The sequence below is a fragment of the Cupriavidus sp. Met-2 genome, assembly GCF_049843575.1.
Taxonomy (GTDB): domain Bacteria; phylum Pseudomonadota; class Gammaproteobacteria; order Burkholderiales; family Burkholderiaceae; genus Cupriavidus; species Cupriavidus metallidurans.
In genome coordinates this window covers 939,904-956,690 of sequence record NZ_JBBHZL010000001.1, presented here as the reverse complement: position 1 = coordinate 956,690, position 16,787 = coordinate 939,904, and the positions used below count along the sequence as shown (strand labels likewise).

18 protein-coding genes are annotated in these 16,787 nt (G+C 64.6%); 3 read left to right on the top strand and 15 right to left on the bottom strand.

Annotated elements, in window-relative coordinates; all coding sequences use genetic code 11:
• Nucleotides 1-62: 62 nt before the first annotated feature.
• Nucleotides 63-1,004, bottom strand: coding sequence for a LysR family transcriptional regulator (locus tag WD006_RS04545; protein WP_008643425.1), 942 nt, complete (start codon nt 1,002-1,004; stop codon nt 63-65).
• Between the two features lie 249 nt (nt 1,005-1,253).
• On the opposite strand from WD006_RS04545, the gene WD006_RS04540 reads away from it, so the two are divergent.
• Complete coding sequence (locus WD006_RS04540) at nt 1,254-2,516, top strand: acyl-CoA dehydrogenase family protein (protein ID WP_029308238.1); 1,263 nt, start codon at nt 1,254-1,256, stop codon at nt 2,514-2,516.
• 165 nt (nt 2,517-2,681) lie between these two features.
• Nucleotides 2,682-3,374, top strand: coding sequence for a glutathione binding-like protein (locus tag WD006_RS04535; RefSeq protein ID WP_008643421.1), 693 nt, complete (start codon nt 2,682-2,684; stop codon nt 3,372-3,374).
• 8 nt (nt 3,375-3,382) lie between these two features.
• Here WD006_RS04535 and WD006_RS04530 read toward each other — a convergent pair whose 3' ends face one another.
• On the bottom strand, nt 3,383-4,054 hold the full coding sequence (locus tag WD006_RS04530; protein ID WP_029308239.1) for a hypothetical protein: 672 nt from the start codon (nt 4,052-4,054) through the stop codon (nt 3,383-3,385).
• A 270-nt stretch (nt 4,055-4,324) separates the two neighbouring features.
• On the opposite strand from WD006_RS04530, the gene WD006_RS04525 reads away from it, so the two are divergent.
• Entirely contained in the window at nt 4,325-4,720 is a 396-nt protein-coding gene (locus WD006_RS04525) for a helix-turn-helix domain-containing protein (RefSeq protein ID WP_008643418.1), read from the top strand.
• 54 nt (nt 4,721-4,774) lie between these two features.
• On the opposite strand, the gene ureG is transcribed toward WD006_RS04525, so the two are convergent.
• The 13 genes from ureG to urtA all read right to left on the bottom strand — a co-directional run bounded on the left by ureG (nt 4,775) and on the right by urtA (nt 16,592).
• The gene (ureG, locus tag WD006_RS04520) at nt 4,775-5,398 is read right to left on the bottom strand and encodes an urease accessory protein UreG (RefSeq protein WP_008643417.1); all 624 of its coding nucleotides are present in this window, start codon (nt 5,396-5,398) and stop codon (nt 4,775-4,777) included.
• Between the two features lie 9 nt (nt 5,399-5,407).
• Nucleotides 5,408-6,100 carry an urease accessory protein UreF gene (locus WD006_RS04515; RefSeq protein ID WP_029308240.1) on the bottom strand — a complete coding sequence of 231 codons (693 nt, stop codon included), beginning with the start codon at nt 6,098-6,100 and terminating at the stop codon, nt 5,408-5,410.
• Between the two features lie 33 nt (nt 6,101-6,133).
• Entirely contained in the window at nt 6,134-6,784 is a 651-nt protein-coding gene (gene ureE, locus WD006_RS04510; protein WP_375199022.1) for an urease accessory protein UreE, read from the bottom strand.
• 3 nt (nt 6,785-6,787) lie between these two features.
• Nucleotides 6,788-8,506: an urease subunit alpha gene (ureC, locus tag WD006_RS04505; RefSeq protein WP_008643414.1), complete on the bottom strand. Its 1,719-nt coding sequence runs from the start codon at nt 8,504-8,506 to the stop codon at nt 6,788-6,790.
• On the bottom strand, nt 8,506-8,811 hold the full coding sequence (locus tag WD006_RS04500) for an urease subunit beta (protein WP_011515768.1): 306 nt from the start codon (nt 8,809-8,811) through the stop codon (nt 8,506-8,508). Before WD006_RS04500 ends, ureC begins: the two co-directional genes overlap by 1 nt.
• Before the next feature lie 23 nt (nt 8,812-8,834).
• Nucleotides 8,835-9,470 (bottom strand): HupE/UreJ family protein, encoded by a 636-nt coding sequence (locus WD006_RS04495; protein WP_011515767.1) that lies wholly within the window; start codon nt 9,468-9,470, stop codon nt 8,835-8,837.
• A 44-nt stretch (nt 9,471-9,514) separates the two neighbouring features.
• Complete coding sequence (locus WD006_RS04490; protein ID WP_011515766.1) at nt 9,515-9,817, bottom strand: urease subunit gamma; 303 nt, start codon at nt 9,815-9,817, stop codon at nt 9,515-9,517.
• A 34-nt stretch (nt 9,818-9,851) separates the two neighbouring features.
• Nucleotides 9,852-10,733: an urease accessory protein UreD gene (locus WD006_RS04485; protein WP_011515765.1), complete on the bottom strand. Its 882-nt coding sequence runs from the start codon at nt 10,731-10,733 to the stop codon at nt 9,852-9,854.
• A 108-nt stretch (nt 10,734-10,841) separates the two neighbouring features.
• Nucleotides 10,842-11,534, bottom strand: a complete 693-nt coding sequence (urtE, locus tag WD006_RS04480; RefSeq protein ID WP_008643406.1) for an urea ABC transporter ATP-binding subunit UrtE — start codon at nt 11,532-11,534, stop codon at nt 10,842-10,844.
• A gap of 2 nt (nt 11,535-11,536) precedes the next feature.
• Nucleotides 11,537-12,385 carry an urea ABC transporter ATP-binding protein UrtD gene (urtD, locus tag WD006_RS04475; RefSeq protein ID WP_011515764.1) on the bottom strand — a complete coding sequence of 283 codons (849 nt, stop codon included), beginning with the start codon at nt 12,383-12,385 and terminating at the stop codon, nt 11,537-11,539.
• On the bottom strand, nt 12,382-13,593 hold the full coding sequence (urtC, locus tag WD006_RS04470) for an urea ABC transporter permease subunit UrtC (RefSeq protein ID WP_029308242.1): 1,212 nt from the start codon (nt 13,591-13,593) through the stop codon (nt 12,382-12,384). Before urtC ends, urtD begins: the two co-directional genes overlap by 4 nt.
• Before the next feature lies 1 nt (nt 13,594).
• Nucleotides 13,595-15,232, bottom strand: a complete 1,638-nt coding sequence (gene urtB / locus WD006_RS04465; RefSeq protein ID WP_029308243.1) for an urea ABC transporter permease subunit UrtB — start codon at nt 15,230-15,232, stop codon at nt 13,595-13,597.
• A 100-nt stretch (nt 15,233-15,332) separates the two neighbouring features.
• Nucleotides 15,333-16,592 carry an urea ABC transporter substrate-binding protein gene (urtA, locus tag WD006_RS04460; protein WP_008643399.1) on the bottom strand — a complete coding sequence of 420 codons (1,260 nt, stop codon included), beginning with the start codon at nt 16,590-16,592 and terminating at the stop codon, nt 15,333-15,335.
• Nucleotides 16,593-16,787 lie beyond the last annotated feature (195 nt).

The following is a 16,787-nucleotide window of genomic DNA, read 5'->3' as shown; positions in this document are numbered from 1 at the left end:
CGATTCTTGGCGATCACACCCGCTGGTGAAATCGGCGTTTGTCTGACAACGTTAACCCGGGGTTACTCGGCAGCCGACGCGACATCCGTCATGCCACTGCCGAGCGATTCCATCACCGTCATCAGCTGCTCGCGCAGCCAGCGGTTCGCGCCGTCGTTCTCGCCGCCCGCGTGCCAGTACAGATGCAGTTCGAGCGACGGCACCTTGAACGGCAGCGACAGCAGGCGGTTGGCATAGGGCTCGTTGGCGATGCGCGCGTAGCGCAGCGGCAGCGTGGCCAGCAGATCGGTGCAACTGACCACCCGGCACGCGGCTGCATAGTGCTGGCAACGCAGGCGCACCCGCCGCGTCAGGCCCATGCGATGCAGCGCCTGGTCCTCCAGCCCCGCGCCTCGCCGCCGCGAGGACACGTGCACGTGCTCGGCCGCGAGATAGCGCTCGAGCGTCAGTTCCTTCTTGACCAGCGGATGATCGCGCCGCGCCAGCACCACCATCGGATCGGACATGAACGCGGCGTGATGGATCGCCGGCGATACCGGCAGCAGGATGTCGATCGCGGCATCCAGCGTGCCGGCCAGCAGTTCGGACTCCATCTCGCGCCGGTCGAAGCGAATCGCCGCAATCTCCACGTGCGGCGCCATCGCGGTCACGCGCGCCATCAGCGGCGGCAGCAGCGTGGATTCGAGCGCGTCGCGCATGCCGATGGTGAACCGGCGCGTGGTGTTGGTGGGGTCGAAGTGCGGCGTGTCCTGCAGCGTCCGGGCGAAGGACTGCAACGCCCCACGCACCTCCCCGGCCAACGAACGGGCCAGCGGCGTCGGCGCCATGCCCTGCCCCCGACGCTCGAACAGCGGATCGTCGAACAGCGTGCGCAGCCGGCCCAGCGCGTGGCTCACGGCCGGCTGCGTCAGGTTCAACTGGCGCGCGGCAGCGGTGATGCTCCCCTCGCTGTAGATGGCGTCGAATACTACGAAGAGATTGAGATCGATCCGGCTGAGCTGCATGGCACCTTCCTGCGCGAATGCTTGACTGGCACGAGACGCACGCCAGATCGCGCAGCGGGCATTGGGGCCAGCCGGCAACCGATCGACACGACGTCAGTTTGTAGTGAATGCATTCTGTCACGGAATGCAGGATATTGATACTGACCAATCTAGAAAATTCATTTTTCTTATTGATCAGGTTCCGCTAGAGTAACCAACGTCGGCACACCGTGCCTGGTACCACACCCAAAAGGTAACCGAGGAGACCTCATGCAATTCGAGTACACGCCCAAGGTCAAGGAAATGCAGGCCAGGCTGCTGGCGTTCTTCGACCAGCACATTTACCCCAACGAGAAGCGCTTCTACGCCGAGATCCAGGCCAATCGCGCGGCCGGCAACGCGTGGATTCCGACCAAGGTGATCGAGGAACTGAAGCCGCTGGCGCGTGAAGCCGGGCTCTGGAACCTGTTCCTGCCGCGTTCGAAGCGCGCGCCGGAAGGGCTGTCGAACCTCGAATACGCGCCGATGTGCGAAATCATGGGCCGTGTGCCCTGGTCGGCCGAGGTGTTTAACTGCGCCGCGCCCGATACCGGCAACATGGAAACGCTCGAGCGCTACGCCTCGGAAGAACTGAAAGACGAGTGGCTCGAACCCCTGCTGCGCGGCGAGATCCGCTCGGCGTTCCTGATGACCGAGCCGGCCGTGGCTTCGTCGGACGCCACGAACATCGAGTGCCGCATCGAACGCGATGGCGATCACTACGTGATCAACGGCACCAAGTGGTGGTCGTCGGGCGCCGGCGATCCCCGCTGCAAGGTCTACATCGTGATGGGCAAGACCGATCCGAATGCTGGCCGTCATGAACAGCAGTCGATGATCGTGGTGCCGGCCGATACCCCGGGCATCACCATCAAGCGCTTCCTGCCGGTGTTCGGCTACGACGACGCGCCGCACGGCCACATGGAAATCGAACTGAAGAATGTGCGCGTGCCCGTCAGCAACATCCTGTTGGGCGAAGGCCGCGGCTTCGAGATCGCCCAGGGCCGCCTCGGCCCGGGCCGTATCCACCACTGCATGCGCAGCATCGGCGTGGCGGAACGCGCGCTGGAACTGATGTGCAAGCGCAGTCTGGAGCGTGTGGCATTCGGCAAGCAGATCGCCCGCCAGGGCGTGACGCAGGAACGCATCGCCGAAGCCCGCTGCGACATCGAAATGGCGCGCCTGCTGACGCTGAAGGCCGCGTACATGATGGACACGGTCGGCAACAAGATTGCCAAGGCCGAGATTGCGATGATCAAGGTGGTGGCGCCGAACGTGGCCCTGCGCGTGATCGACTGGGCCATCCAGGTGCACGGCGCCGCGGGTGTGTCGAGCGACTTCCCGCTGGCCAACTGGTGGGCGCACCAGCGCACGCTGCGTCTGGCCGATGGTCCGGACGAGGTACACCGCAATGCGATCGCCAAGCTGGAACTGGCCAAGCACATGAAGCTGAACCCGGACAGCATCCAGATGCCGATCACGCGCGGCTCGTGATGCGCTGCCGCTGAAACAGGAAAGCCCGACAGGTCACTGTCGGGCTTTTTTTCTTGCCGGGTTGGACACCGAAGCACCATCCCACGAACAGATCATCCATGCCCAACAGGGTTATTTCTTTCGTGCTCTAATGCCCCGGCGAATCTTCCATGGAGACAGTTGCAGATGATCGACGCCTACACCTGGCCCACACCGAACGGCCATAAAGTCCACATCATGCTCGAGGAGTGCGGCCTCGAGTACAGGGTCCATCCGATCAACATCGGCGCCGGCGACCAGTTCGGCGAGGACTTTCTCAAGATCAGCCCGAACAACAAGATCCCGGCGATCGTCGACACCGACGGCCCGGACGGCCAGCCGATCTCGCTGTTCGAATCGGGTGCGATCCTGCTGTACCTGGCGGGCAAGACTGGCAAGTTCCTGCCCGAGGACGTGCGCGGCAAGTACGAGGCGCTGCAGTGGCTGATGTTCCAGATGGGCGGAGTCGGCCCGATGCTGGGTCAGGCGCACCACTTCCGCATCTACGCGCCGGAGAAGATCGAGTACGCCGTCAATCGCTACACCAACGAGGCCAAGCGCCTCTACGGCGTGATCGACAAGCAGTTGTCGACGCACAAGTATCTGGCAGGCGACACCTACACCGTGGCCGATATCGCGACGTTCCCGTGGCTGCGTAGCTGGCAGAACCAGGGCGTGGAATTGGACGACTATCCGCACCTGAAGCGCTGGTTCAACGACATCGCGGAACGTCCGGCGGTCAAGCGCGGCGTCGAGGTCCTGGCCAGCGCACGCAAGCCGCTGCAGGGCGACAAGGAGCGCGAGGTCCTGTTCGGCGCCACGCAATACCAGCGTCGCTAACGCTGGCGTCAGGCGGCCTGTCGTTCGCCCTGCGGGGCGTATGCGCCTGACGGTGCCGGTGCCGGCTGCATGCAGCAGAGCAGCCCGGCACCGGGCAGCATCGCATCGATACAGTAGTCGTCATCAGGCTCTGGCGCGAAGGCCATACCCGGTTGAAGGTAGGTCGATTGAACTTCGCCGCCGCTCGCCACGCCCCGCCATTGCAGGTTGAGCACGCCCCGATGGCAGACACCCCAGACCAGCCCGCGCGCGTGAAGATGCTGCGCCCACTCGGCCTCGCCCGCATCGATCGCAATGAATTCGGCGGCACCGGCATTGCAGTGCCCGGCCTCGCCGGCTTGTGGGATGGCGCGAACCAGCAGGCTGTCGACCACGGCCTTTAACTCGACCGCCTGGTGCACTTCGGGGGTATGAATATCACCGCAGGCCAGCACCGCGCGCTCCGCATCGCCATCGAGCACGCGCAGGCCGCCTTGCAGGCAAGCCCACCATTCCGGGTGCCCGGCTACCGTGACCGGATAGCAATCACCGGCACGCAGATGGATGTAATCGCAAGAGTGACCGAGCCCTGCCGTTGTCGGAATGACACATAAGCAGTGACCGAAACCGTTTGTCGTGGTAGTCTTGAGGTGCGGCAGATCGCCGCGATGGTGAGCATGGAAGAACGTGTAAATCCGCATGACATTCCCTCTGAACGGAGTCTGGGACGCGAGTGGTCCCTGAATGCGCAACGGCGATACGACGCGGCTTTCCGCCCGATCGCCAATGCGCTACTGCCCCGTTTCGGCACGGCGTGAAACCGTCCGGTCCATGCGATCGGCGCCGCACCCTTGAGTGGGCGCATCCCTTGAAATGCAGATCTGGCACCGATAGAACGACGAACTATAAGTTGTCGTGATCGACAGGTCAAACCCTTTAGCCTCGGGCGACGTAGCGACCTAATATCCACAATGCACCTTATGACCGGGGATCCACTCAAGCTGTTCGGGCGGCATCTGACCTGGTTGCGCAAGCAGCGCGGCTGGTCTCAGGAAGCGCTGTCGCTCGAAAGCGGACTCGCGCGATCGTACCTCAGCGGAATCGAACGCGGCACGCGCAATGTTGCGCTGTACAACATCTGCACGCTTGCCGACACGCTGGGTGTCGCGCCGAGTGTGATGCTGGATTTCTCCAGTCATTGCGCGGACGCGCCGGTCGAGCCGGCACGCGCGCCATTCAACCCGGAGATATCACCAGCGGTACAGGCCACGCTGCGCTATATGACGGAACTCAGCGACACTGACCGCGATGTGGTGGCCGGCGTGGCAAGAGCGCTCGCGCGAAAACAATTGCGCAAGATCGCCTAGCCAGCAGCGCGAAGGGATGAGGGGAGGAGCCCGCGTAGCTACACGGCTACACGGCTACACGTCGAGCATGCCCTGCCGCTCGATGAACGCAATCACCTGGTCAAGTCCCTGCCCCGACTTCACACTGCCCATCACAAAGGGCCGCTCGCCGCGCATCTTGCGGGCGTCGCTCTCCATGATCTCCAGTGATGCACCAACATAGGGCGCAAGATCGGTCTTGTTGATAACCAGCAGATCGGACTTCGTGATGCCCGGCCCGCCCTTGCGCGGGATTTTCTCGCCGCCCGCCACGTCGATCACATAGATCGTCAGGTCGGAAAGCTCCGGGCTAAACGTCGCAGCCAGATTGTCTCCACCCGATTCGATGAACACCACATCGGCATCGGGAAACTTCGCCAGCATCCGATCGACGGCCTCGAGGTTGATCGAGGCGTCCTCGCGGATCGCGGTGTGAGGACACCCGCCCGTTTCCACACCCATGATCCGCTCGGCCGGCAGCGCGCCCGAGATCGTCAGCAGGCGCTGGTCTTCCTTCGTATAGATATCGTTGGTGATCGCCACCAGGTCATAGCGATCGCGCATGGCCTTGCACAGCATCTCGAGCAGCGTGGTCTTGCCGGAGCCGACGGGGCCGCCCACGCCAACGCGCAACGGAGGGTTTTTCTTGGTACGAGTCATGATCGGATCTCAGGATCGGAACAGCCGGGAGTACTGCGTCTCGTGACGCGCCGACAGTACGCCTAGCATCGGGGAGAACGTGGAAAGCAATGGTGGCACCGCATCGGCGCGGCACACTGCTTCATCGACGGCGCCGAGCACCGCCCGATGCAAGCCAAGCAGCATCTGCTGGCCCGCCACCTGGCCGAGCGGCACCGCCTTGATGGCGGCTGCCACCTGGTTTTCGGCCCAGTTGAAGAGATACGCGGCCAAGCCTTCACGCGCAGCGATACCTAGCGCCACGCAGGCCGAGGAAAACGCCGTGGGCAGGCAGACCGGTCGCATGTCGCGCAGCAGGTCGCGGGACGCATCGTCGCCCCAACCCATCTGCGCGATCAGTTTCGCCAGCGACCAGCCCATCTGCTCGGTCTCGAGCCGCAGTTCGGATGTTTCCCGGGTGGCATGAAACCAGTCGTTCCATTGCCGCACGGAGGCGTGGTCCTGCGTCTGCCACGCGCGATGCAGCAGTAGCCAGACAGGCGCCTCGCATTGGGCCTGCACATGCAGGAGGTTGTCGCGAATCCAGCGTTCGGCAGTCGTCGCATCCCGCACCAACTCGCAATCGATGGCCGCCTCCAGTCCCTGCGAATAGCTGAAGCCGCCGATGGGGAGCGCCGGCGAGGCAAGGTGCAGCAGGGAGATGAGCTGGGGGAGCGCGGTCATGGGGATGGCTCTGCTGACGCTGTCAGGCGCAACTCAATGTTTGTGACCGCAATGCTCGTCATGCACGTGATCATGGTCATGGTCATGGTCATGGTCATGGTCATGGTCATGGTCATGGTCATGGTCATGTGAGTGCGAGTGCGAGTGCGAGTGCGAGTGCGAGTGCCCATGATGCTCGTGGAACACTGCCTGCGCCGCCGCGTAGTCCTCCGCGAACGTCGCATCATGCCCGTGCTTGTGGCCGCCGCCATAGGCGCCAGCCTCGGGCTCGAACGGCAGGTCCGCGCGCTCGGCTTGCACGCCCAGTCGGGCAAGCATGTCGGCCAGCACAGAGTCATACTCCAGCCGCAGGTAATCGCGCCCGACCTCCACCGGCGTGTGGCGATTGCCCAGGTGATAGGCTGCGCGCATCAGCGCCAGCGGGTCGGGCGCAGTGACCTGCAGCACCGACTCCGCCGCGGCCTGCACTTCCACGAAGGTACCATCCTCTGCCACCAGAAGATCGCCGCCACGCAGCACGGTGCCGCGCGGCAGGAACAACGCAGCCTCGGCGCCGTTGTCGAGGATGGCTCGCAGGCGGCTCTTGCTGCGTTCGCCGAACGGCAGGACGAGCTTCGGCGCGCGGCGCACGAGTACCGGCGCGATGCCGTGCGGAGCGGGCAGGTGTTTGTCGATCTTGATCACGGGTCAGAACAGGAAATAGCGCTGCGCCATCGGCAGCACAGTGGCAGGTTCGCACGTCAGCAGCTGACCATCGGCTACCACCTGGTAAGTCTCCGGATCCACGGTGACGTGCGGCTGCCAGTCATTGTGCACCATGTCGCGTTTGCTGACGGTACGCGTGCCGCGCACTGCGGTGAGCGTCTTGGCCAGGCCATAGCGCTCGCCGACATTCGCCGCCAGCGCCGCCTGCGAGACGAAGGTGAGCGACGATCTCGGCAGCGCCCCGCCGGCCGAAGCGAACATCGGACGATAGTGCACCGGCTGCGGTGTCGGGATCGAGGCATTCGGATCGCCCATCGCCGCCGCCGCGATCATGCCGCCCTTGAGAATCAGGCTCGGCTTCACGCCGAAGAAGGCCGGCTTCCAGAACACCAGATCCGCCCACTTGCCGACTTCGATCGACCCCACCTCGTGCGCGATACCGTGCGTGAGCGCTGGATTGATCGTGTACTTGGCGATATAGCGCTTGACGCGGAAGTTGTCGTGCCCGCCACGCGCATCGTGTGGATCGCCGGGCAACTTGCCGCGCTGCGCGGCCATCTTGTGCGCGGTCTGCCACGTGCGAATGATCACCTCGCCCACGCGGCCCATGGCCTGCGAATCGCTCGAGATCATCGAGAACGCGCCCAGGTCATGCAGGATGTCCTCGGCCGCGATGGTCTCGCGACGGATGCGCGACTCGGCGAACGCAATGTCCTCCGCAATGGCCGGATCCAGGTGATGGCAGACCATCAACATGTCCAGGTGCTCGTCCAGCGTGTTCACGGTGTACGGGCGCGTCGGATTGGTCGACGACGGCAGCACATTAGCCTCGCCGCAAACCTTGATGATGTCCGGCGCGTGGCCGCCACCCGCGCCCTCGGTGTGATACGTATGGATCGTGCGGCCCTTGAACGCGGCAATCGTCGCCTCGACAAAACCGCCTTCGTTGAGCGTATCGGTGTGGATCGCCACTTGGGTATCGGTGGCATCGGCCACGGACAGGCAGGTGTCGATCGCCTGCGGCGTGGTGCCCCAGTCCTCGTGCAGCTTCAAGCCGATGGCGCCCGCCTCCACCTGCTCGGTCAGCGGCGCCGCCAGGCTGGCGTTGCCCTTGCCGAGAAAGCCGATGTTCATCGGATACGCATCGGCCGCCTGCAGCATCCGCTCCATGTACCACGGGCCCGGCGTCACGGTCGTCGCATAGGTGCCCGTCGCCGGCCCGGTGCCGCCGCCGATCATCGTCGTCACGCCGCTCATCAGCGCTTCTTCGATCTGCTGCGGGCAGATGAAGTGGATGTGCGTGTCGATGCCGCCAGCGGTGACAATCATCCCCTCGCCCGCGATGACCTCGGTACCCGGCCCGACGATGATCGTCACCCCCGGCTGGATATCCGGATTACCCGCCTTGCCGATTGCCGCGATGCGCCCGTGCTTCAGCCCGATATCGGCCTTCACGATGCCCCAGTGGTCGATGATCAGTGCGTTGGTGACCACCGTGTCGACGCAGTCCTTCGACATGCGCTGGCTCTGGCCCATGCCATCGCGAATCACCTTGCCGCCGCCGAACTTCACTTCCTCGCCGTAGATCGTGAAATCGCGCTCGACTTCGATCACAAGGTCCGTGTCGGCAAGACGCAACCTGTCGCCCGTGGTCGGGCCGAACATCTCGGCATAGGCCTGCCTGGAGATCTTCACGCTCATCAGAGTGCTCCCATGATTCTGCCGTTGAAACCATAGACGATGCGGTCACCGTCCAGCGCCACGAGTTGTACCGTGCGCGACTGCCCCGGCTCGAAGCGCACTGCCGTGCCGGCGGCGATGTCGAGGCGATAGCCGCGCGCGGCCTCGCGGTCGAACGACAACGCGGCGTTGGTTTCGTAGAAATGGAAGTGCGAGCCGACCTGCACCGGCCGGTCGCCAGTGTTGGCCACGGTCACGGTGACCGTGGGACGCCCCGCATTCAGTTCGATCTCGCCGTCGAGCGGCATCAGTTCACCGGGAATCATCGCGAAAGCTCCTGGGGGGAAGATCAGGCGACCAGCAGGCCGACGCCGTACAGCGCCACCCCAGCGCCAGCCACGCGCGCCAGCCAGCCGGCGTGACGACGAAGGAACGCCCCCGCGCCGATGCCGAGCACGTGCAGTGTCATCGTGGCCACGGCAAAACCGCCCACATACGCCAGCACCGAGGGCAGTGCCGCAGCAGTGGCCGGCAACTCAGCACCGTGCGCATAGCCGTGAAACAGCGCGAAGCCGCCGACAATCGCCATGCCTGCCCATGCCGACAGACGCGCGCGTGCGGCTACCAGCAGTCCGATCACGAGCAGCGAGACGGCGATCATCGGCTCGACGGCCGGCAGCGTCACGCCAGCCAGACCGAGCGCGGCACCCACCAGCATCATTGCCACGAACGCGAGCGGCAAGCGCATCAGATCCATCTTCGATGTCTGACCGAAGGCGCTGCGCGGCGAACTTGCCAGCGCGCTCCACACGCCCACGGCGGCCATCGCCAGCAGGTGGTCGGCGCCCGTGAACGGGTGGGCCAGGCCGGCCCAGAGGCTGGCACCAACGGTGGCGGCGTCGTGGCCGGGGTGCGCGAAGGCAGAGACGGAGGCCAGCGACATCGCTACGCCTGCAGTCAGGCGGGAACGGAGCATGCGGTGCATAGGGTTTTCCTCTTCTTGTGAATGGCTGCGACGGTGACGCGGATTCAGACGATCGGGTGGTGCACGGTGACCAGTTTGGTGCCGTCCGGGAACGTGGCTTCCACCTGAATCTCGGGGATCATTTCGGCCACGCCATCCATCACGTCCTCGCGTGCGAGCACGGTGGTTCCTTCGTGCATCAGTTCCGCCACGGTGCGGCCATCGCGCGCGCCTTCCATGATGGCGGCGGTGATCAGCGCCACCGCTTCCGGGTAGTTCAACTTGAGACCGCGCGCGCGACGGCGTTCGGCCAGTAGCGCGGCGGTGAAGATCAGCAGCTTGTCTTTCTCGCGCGGCGTCAGTTCCATGATCGGATTCCTTGTTGTTCGAGGTATTGGGTTCTCAGGTCGACCACAGGCGCAGCGGCCTGGCCGGCACGCCATGCATCGGCTGGCGCAGCACGGTCCACGCATCGATCATCAGGTGGCGCACCGCTTCCATATCGCTGCCAAGCACGCGCAGCAGCAGCATCGACTGCGCCGTGGCCGTGCCATATCCGGCCAGGCAGGTCACGCCGGCGCGTAGATCGGCACGATATGGCAGATGTTCGGCCAGCGCTTCTGCCAGCTCCTGCGTGGCGCCCGGCCCGATCGCCCAGAGTGTGCCGAGGATATGCAGTCCATCCATGCCGGCCACGGCACCACGCAACGGTGACGCGCCATCGAAATGCGATTGTTCGATCCACAGCGCGCGGTCCGGGTCACCCACGCGAGTGTCGAGCCATAACGCGCCGCTGGCCCATCGCTCGCCCGACGCCTGGCGGCCCAGCACCACGGCGTCCCAGCCGATCGCGCTGCCTCCGGGTGCCACCACCACGTCCGTCGTGATCCGGGCACGGGCATCGTCGAACACGATGTTCTCCTGCGGCAGCCAGTCGAGCTTCCCGCCGGCCGCCACCTCGATCCGCACATGCTGCGCTGCATCGCGGCCGAGCGACTTGTACCATTTGGTAGCACCCGGTGTGGCCAGCACGGCATGGGCGCCCGATGCCACGGCAATGTCGATGTCGAGACGATCGCCGCCCGCCACGCCGGCGGGCGGATGCAGCACCACCCCGTGGCAAATTTCCCCTTCGGGATAGAGCGGCTTCTGCACCCGCAGCGGCCCCTCGTGGCGCCGCTCGACCATGGCGGTCCGGCCGGCGCGCGCGGCAAAGCGCAGGCGCAGGCTGGCATGCCAGGCTGATGTCATGGCGAGTTGCGATGGAAAATCCGGATGGCGCATCGAAGATGGCAAGACGGTTCAGGCGGGGGCCGGTGCGCCAGATCATAGCGCGAGGCAGCCGTCACAGAAAGGTGCCCGGAGAGCCATCAGGGTCGTTTGAATGCACGCTCAAACCGCGATCAGCGCGCGCACGCCGTCCTGCTCCATCGTTGCCCCATCGCCCTTGGCCACGACCTCTCCACGACTCATCACCACGTAGTGGTCGGCCAGGTGCCGCGCGAACTCGTAGTACTGCTCCACCAGCAGCACGGTCATGCCGAACTCGTCCACCAGCAGCCGCAAGGCACGGCCAATATCCTGGATGATCGACGGCTGGATGCCCTCGGTCGGCTCGTCGAGAATCAGCAACTGCGGCTCGCTCATCAGCGCCCGGCCGATGGCCAGTTGCTGCTGCTGACCACCCGACAGATCGCCGCCACGGCGCTGGCGCATCGTGCGCAGCACAGGAAACAGCTGATAGATGCGGTCGGGCACGCCCGATGGCCTCGCCCGGCTGGCGGCGCCAATCAGCAGGTTCTCCTCGACGGTCAGCCGGGGAAAGATCTCGCGGCCCTGCGGCACGTAGGCCAGCCCCGCCGAGACACGTTCGTAAGGCGCCTTCTTTTCCAGCGCCTTGCCGTCCCAGCTGATGCTGCCACTGCGCGTGGGCACCACGCCCATCAGGCACTTGAGCAGCGTGCTCTTGCCCACCCCATTGCGGCCCAGCAGCGTCGTCAGCTTGCCATGTGGCACCTCGAACGATACGTCGCGCAGGATATGGCTGCCGCCGTAGAACTGATTGATTGCGTTGACCTGCAGCATCGTTATCTTCCCAGGTAGGATTCGATCACGCGTTCGTCGCGCTTCACGGCGTCGAGCGTGCCTTCGGCCAGCAGGCTGCCTTCCGCCAGCACGGTCACCGTGCCAGCGTCACCGGCCAGCGCGGCGACGAATTCCATGTCGTGCTCGACCACCATCATCGAGCAGCTACCGCGCAGACTGTTGAGCAGCGCGGCCAGTTGCATGGTTTCCTCGTCGGTCATGCCGGCCACCGGTTCGTCGAGCAGCAGGAGCTGAGGCTGCTGCGTCAGCAACATGCCGATCTCGAGCCGCTGCTTCTGGCCATGTGACAGCAAGCCCGCAGGGCGATAGGCTTCGTCCTCGAGCCCGGTCAGCGCCAGCGTTTCCTCGATGCGACGATGCCCCTCCAGCGTCAGCCGGGCGCGCAGCGACGCCCACCAGCGCTTGTCGGCCTTCATCGCCAGTTCCAGGTTCTCCCAGACCGCGTGCTGCTCGAACACGGTCGGCTTCTGGAATTTGCGGCCAATGCCGGTCTGCGCGATGCGCGGTTCGGTCAGCCGCATCAGGTCGATGGTCTGCCCCAGAAACACACGCCCGGTCACGTTGGCGTTGCGCGGCCCGGTCTTGCCGGTGATGACATCCATCATCGTGGTCTTGCCGGCGCCATTCGGGCCGATCACGCAGCGCAGTTCACCGTGATCGATCGACAACGACAGCTTGTTCAGCGCGCGAAAGCCGTCGAACTGCACGGTCAGGTCCTCGATGTAGAGGATCGGACCGTGCGTGGTGTCGATGACGCCGGGTTCGACGATCCGGCCCAGCCCGGTGGCATCCCCGCTTTCCGCCTTGCCTTCACCCAGTACCGAATTCATGCCTTGCTCCCTTGCTGTGCTTGCCGAGGCGCCACCACCGCTTCCGCTTCATCGGCGGCTCCGGTTTCCACCTTCGAAGTGCGACGATCACGCAGGCGTCGCCAGAGGCCCACCACGCCATCGGGCAGGTACAGCGTCACCAGCACGAACATCGCGCCGAGCAGGAATAGCCAGTACTCCGCGAAGTAGGCCGTGAACATTGTCTTCGCGCCGTTGACCAGGAATGCCCCCACTACCGGCCCGATCAGCGTGCCGCGCCCGCCGACGGCGACCCACACCGCCATTTCGATCGAGTTCGCGGGCGACATTTCGCTCGGGTTGATGATGCCGACCTGCGGCACGTACAACGCTCCGGCAATGCCGCAAAGCACAGCCGAGAACGTCCACACGAACAGCTTGTACCCGAGCGGGTTGTAGCCCGAAAACATCACGCGCATCTCCGCGTCGCGCACGGCGGTCACCACCCGGCCGAGCTTGGACGTGACGATATAGCGGCAGGCCACGAATCCGGCCAGCAGTGCAAGGAACGTCAGCACGAACAGCGCGGCACGCGTCTGCGGCGCAGCCACGGCAAAGCCGGCGATGCGCTTGAAGTCGGTAAAGCCGTTATTGCCGCCGAAGCCCGTTTCATTGCGGAAGAACAGCAGCATCGCGGCGTACGTCATAGCCTGCGTGATGATCGACAGGTACACGCCCTTGATGCGGGACCGGAACGCGAAGAAGCCAAACAGCCACGCCAGCACGCCCGGCACCAGTACCACCAGCAGCAATGCGTAGGGAAAGTGCTCGGTGCCATGCCAGAACCACGGCAATTCCTTCCAGTCCAGGAACACCATGAAATCGGGCAGATCGCTCTTGTAGACACCTTCGCGACCGATCGACCGCATCAGGTACATGCCCATCGCATACCCGCCCAGCGCGAAGAACAGACCATGGCCGAGGCTCAGGATGCCGCAATAGCCCCACACCAGATCGAGCGCAATGGCCGCCAGCGCGAAGCACATGATCTTGCCGATCAACGTCAACGCATAGGCCGACAGATGCAGCGCGTGGCCTTCCGGCACGACCAGCGCGCAGACGGGCACGCCGATCGCCACGACCACGGTCAGTACCGCCATCGCCATCCACATGCGCGTGGAGAACAACGGCTGGCGTTCCGGCACGGATAGCGTGAATGACTTGCCGGATTTCGAAGAAAAGCTGCTCATGTCAGGCCTCCGCGCTGCGCCCCTTGAGCGCGAAAAGTCCTTGTGGCCGCTTCTGGATGAACAGCACGATCAGCACGAGGACGAAGATCTTGGCCAGCACCGCGCCATAGAACGGCTCGATGAATTTGTTGATGATGCCGAGGCCGAACGCGCCCACGATCGTGCCCGCCAGTTGCCCGACGCCACCCAGCACCACCACCATGAACGAGTCGATGATGTAGGCCTGCCCCAGGTCCGGGCCCACGTTACCGATCTGCGAGAGCGCGCAACCGCCGAGCCCCGCGATGCCGGCGCCAAATGCGAACGCGTAGCTGTCCACCTTCCACGTCCGCACGCCCACGCAGGCCGCCATCGTGCGGTTCTGCGTCGTGGCGCGCACGAACAGACCCAGGCGCGTGCGATTCAGTACGGCCCATGCCACCGTCACCACGCCCAGCGCGAACAGGATGATGATGATGCGGTTGTACGGAATCACGAGCCCGGCGAGTGCCTCGATGCCGCCGCTCATCCACGCGGGATTGGCCACCTCGACGTTCTGCGCGCCGAAGATCGTACGCACGGCCTGCATCATCAGCAGGCTGACACCGAACGTGGCCAGCAGCGTCTCCAGCGGGCGGCCATAGAGATGGCGCAGCACGATTCGCTCGAGCGCGAAACCGACGGCTCCGGCAGCCAGAAAGGACGCAGGCACGGCCGCCACGAGGTACCAGTCGAACGCATTGGGCGCGTAGGCACGAAACAGCGTCTGCACCACGTAGGTGGCATAGGCGCCGATCATCAGAAACTCGCCGTGCGCCATGTTGATGACGCCGATCAGCCCGTACGTGATCGCCAGACCCAGCGCCGCCAGCAGCAGCACGCTGCCAAGGCTCAGACCCGCGAACAGGTTGCCGAGCAGTTCGGCGCGGCGCTGTTCGGTCCGCAACTGGTCAATGGCCACTTGCGCGGCCACGCGCACGCCTTCGTCGGCCTCCTTGTACTTGCCGGCCGCGTCGCGCTCGACCAGCGGCATCAGCTTCTGGCGCGATTGCGGATTGCTGTCGTGGCCGAGGATGCGAATCGCCTCGATACGCGCGTCCCGGCCCGCTTCGGCACCTTGCGCGAGAACCGTGTTGGCCCAGATCACGTCGAGCCTCGCCCGCAGTCCGGCATCGGCCTCGGCCTTGCGCGCGGCCTCCACCGCCGCACGCGAAGCGTTCTCCGGTTGATCGAACAGCGTACTGATGGCCTGCGTGCGCACCGCGATGTCCGGTGACTGCAGCTCCAGGCTGCTCGCGGCACTATCGACGATGGCGCGCAGGCTGTTATTCAGCGTCAGCGATTCGAGCTCGTCCGCCTTCACGGTGACCGGCTTGCCGGTGACCGCGTCGACGGTCTTGTCGCCATCCTGGCGCACCATGCCGACTGAGGGCGCGTACTGCAGCGCGTCATCCTGCAAGGCCTTCAGGATCGGGCCGGCCTGCTCCGCCGGCGCCTGAGTGAGCTTGTTCAGCGCCGCGGTCTTGGCATCGTAGTCATCCTCGGCCAATGGCTTGAGGTCGGCCTGCGTCAGCGGCGTGGCGGCCCACAACGGTGCCGCGGCCAGCAGCAGCGCGGCGAGCATGACACGCAGCCATGTACGGATATTGGGTCGGTGCATTCAGGAGCCTGGTTCGCGCGATGGATCGCATCTTGGGGTTGTTGGCATTCACCTGTGGTTTGCTCCCACTCCCGAGCACGGGAGTGGGAGCAACAGACCGTCAGTTCCCCGCCACCTTGTCCGCCTTGCCTTCATTGCCGGCGATGAACGGGCTCCACGGTTGCGCGCGGACCGGCTTCGGCGTCTTCCACACCACCGAGAACTGGCCGTCGCCCTTGACCTCGCCAATCATCACGGGCTTGTAGAGATGGTGGTTGTCACCCATCGTCAGCGTGAAGCCATCCGGCGCCTTGAAGGTCTGGCCGTACATCGCGGCACGCACCTTGTCCGGATCGGTGCTGCCTGCCTTCTTCACGGCCTGCGCCCACATATGGATGCCCACGTAGGTAGCTTCCATCGGGTCGTTGGTCACGCGCTTGTCGCCGCCCGGCAGGTTGTTGGCCTTGACCCACGCGGCCCACTGCTTCTTGAACGCTTCGTTCTCGGGGTTCTTGACCGACATGAAGTAGTTCCATGCAGCCAGATGGCCCACCAGCGGCTTGGTGTCGATGCCGCGCAGTTCTTCCTCGCCCACCGAGAAGGCCACCACCGGCACGTCCTTGGCCTTCAGGCCGGCGTTGCCGAGTTCCTTGTAGAACGGCACGTTCGAGTCGCCATTGATCGTGGAGATCACGGCGGTCTTGCCACCCTGCGAGAACTTCTTGATGTTGGCGACGATGGTCTGGTAGTCGCTATGACCGAACGGGGTGTAGACCTCTTCGATGTCCTTGTCCTCCACGCCCTTGCTCTTCAGGAACGCACGCAGGATCTTGTTGGTAGTGCGCGGATAGACGTAGTCGGTACCCAGCAGGAAGAAGCGCTTCGCACCGCCGCCCTCCTTGCTCATCAGGTATTCCACCGCCGGGATCGCCTGCTGGTTGGGTGCCGCGCCCGTGTAGAACACGTTCTTCGACATCTCCTCACCTTCGTACTGCACCGGGTAGAACAGCAGCGCGTTGGTTTCCTCATAGACCGGGAGCACCGACTTGCGCGATACCGACGTCCAGCATCCGAACGTGACCGCCACCTTGTCCTTGGTGATGAGCTGACGCGCCTTCTCCGCGAAGAGCGGCCAGTTGGAAGCGGGGTCCACCACCACGGGCTCGAGCTTGCGGCCCAGCACGCCGCCGCTCTTGTTGATCTCGTCGATCGTCATCAGCGCCACGTCCTTGAGCGACGTTTCGGAGATGGCCATCGTGCCCGATAGCGAATGCAGGATGCCGACCTTGATCGGCTCCTTGGTCTGCGCCATCAGCGGGCTGGTACCGATCATCGCCGCGGCGGCCACCGCCGACAGCTTCAGCATGTCACGTCGTTTCATTGCAGCTCCCAGTTTGTCGTATGTGATTAGGGACTACGCACCCCGGAGAGCACATCTGCAACTAGCGTGCCAAGGGAAACACGCGTGACCGGGTCACCATTACGTGACAAATCGACGAGAGGGGGACCGTGCCGCACCACGCTGGTGCCGCCGGCGGGGCCAGAGGGAAATCCGCCGGCGCACCGCGAATGTGCA

Coding starts and splice junctions, on each gene's coding strand:
- WD006_RS04530 (WP_029308239.1), bottom strand. CDS start 4,054: ATGCGGATTTACACGTTCTTCCATGCTCACCATCGCGGCGATCTGCCG.
- urtC (WP_029308242.1), bottom strand. CDS start 13,593: ATGAGCAGCTTTTCTTCGAAATCCGGCAAGTCATTCACGCTATCCGTG.
- WD006_RS04485 (WP_011515765.1), bottom strand. CDS start 10,733: ATGCGCCATCCGGATTTTCCATCGCAACTCGCCATGACATCAGCCTGG.
- WD006_RS04490 (WP_011515766.1), bottom strand. CDS start 9,817: ATGGAACTGACGCCGCGCGAGAAAGACAAGCTGCTGATCTTCACCGCC.
- WD006_RS04515 (WP_029308240.1), bottom strand. CDS start 6,100: ATGACCGCGCTCCCCCAGCTCATCTCCCTGCTGCACCTTGCCTCGCCG.
- ureC (WP_008643414.1), bottom strand. CDS start 8,506: ATGAGCGTGAAGATCTCCAGGCAGGCCTATGCCGAGATGTTCGGCCCG.
- ureG (WP_008643417.1), bottom strand. CDS start 5,398: ATGACTCGTACCAAGAAAAACCCTCCGTTGCGCGTTGGCGTGGGCGGC.
- urtA (WP_008643399.1), bottom strand. CDS start 16,592: ATGAAACGACGTGACATGCTGAAGCTGTCGGCGGTGGCCGCCGCGGCG.
- urtE (WP_008643406.1), bottom strand. CDS start 11,534: ATGCTGCAGGTCAACGCAATCAATCAGTTCTACGGCGGCAGCCATATC.
- WD006_RS04540 (WP_029308238.1), top strand. CDS start 1,254: ATGCAATTCGAGTACACGCCCAAGGTCAAGGAAATGCAGGCCAGGCTG.
- urtD (WP_011515764.1), bottom strand. CDS start 12,385: ATGAATTCGGTACTGGGTGAAGGCAAGGCGGAAAGCGGGGATGCCACC.
- WD006_RS04500 (WP_011515768.1), bottom strand. CDS start 8,811: ATGATTCCCGGTGAACTGATGCCGCTCGACGGCGAGATCGAACTGAAT.
- WD006_RS04495 (WP_011515767.1), bottom strand. CDS start 9,470: ATGCACCGCATGCTCCGTTCCCGCCTGACTGCAGGCGTAGCGATGTCG.
- urtB (WP_029308243.1), bottom strand. CDS start 15,232: ATGCACCGACCCAATATCCGTACATGGCTGCGTGTCATGCTCGCCGCG.
- WD006_RS04525 (WP_008643418.1), top strand. CDS start 4,325: ATGCACCTTATGACCGGGGATCCACTCAAGCTGTTCGGGCGGCATCTG.
- WD006_RS04545 (WP_008643425.1), bottom strand. CDS start 1,004: ATGCAGCTCAGCCGGATCGATCTCAATCTCTTCGTAGTATTCGACGCC.
- WD006_RS04535 (WP_008643421.1), top strand. CDS start 2,682: ATGATCGACGCCTACACCTGGCCCACACCGAACGGCCATAAAGTCCAC.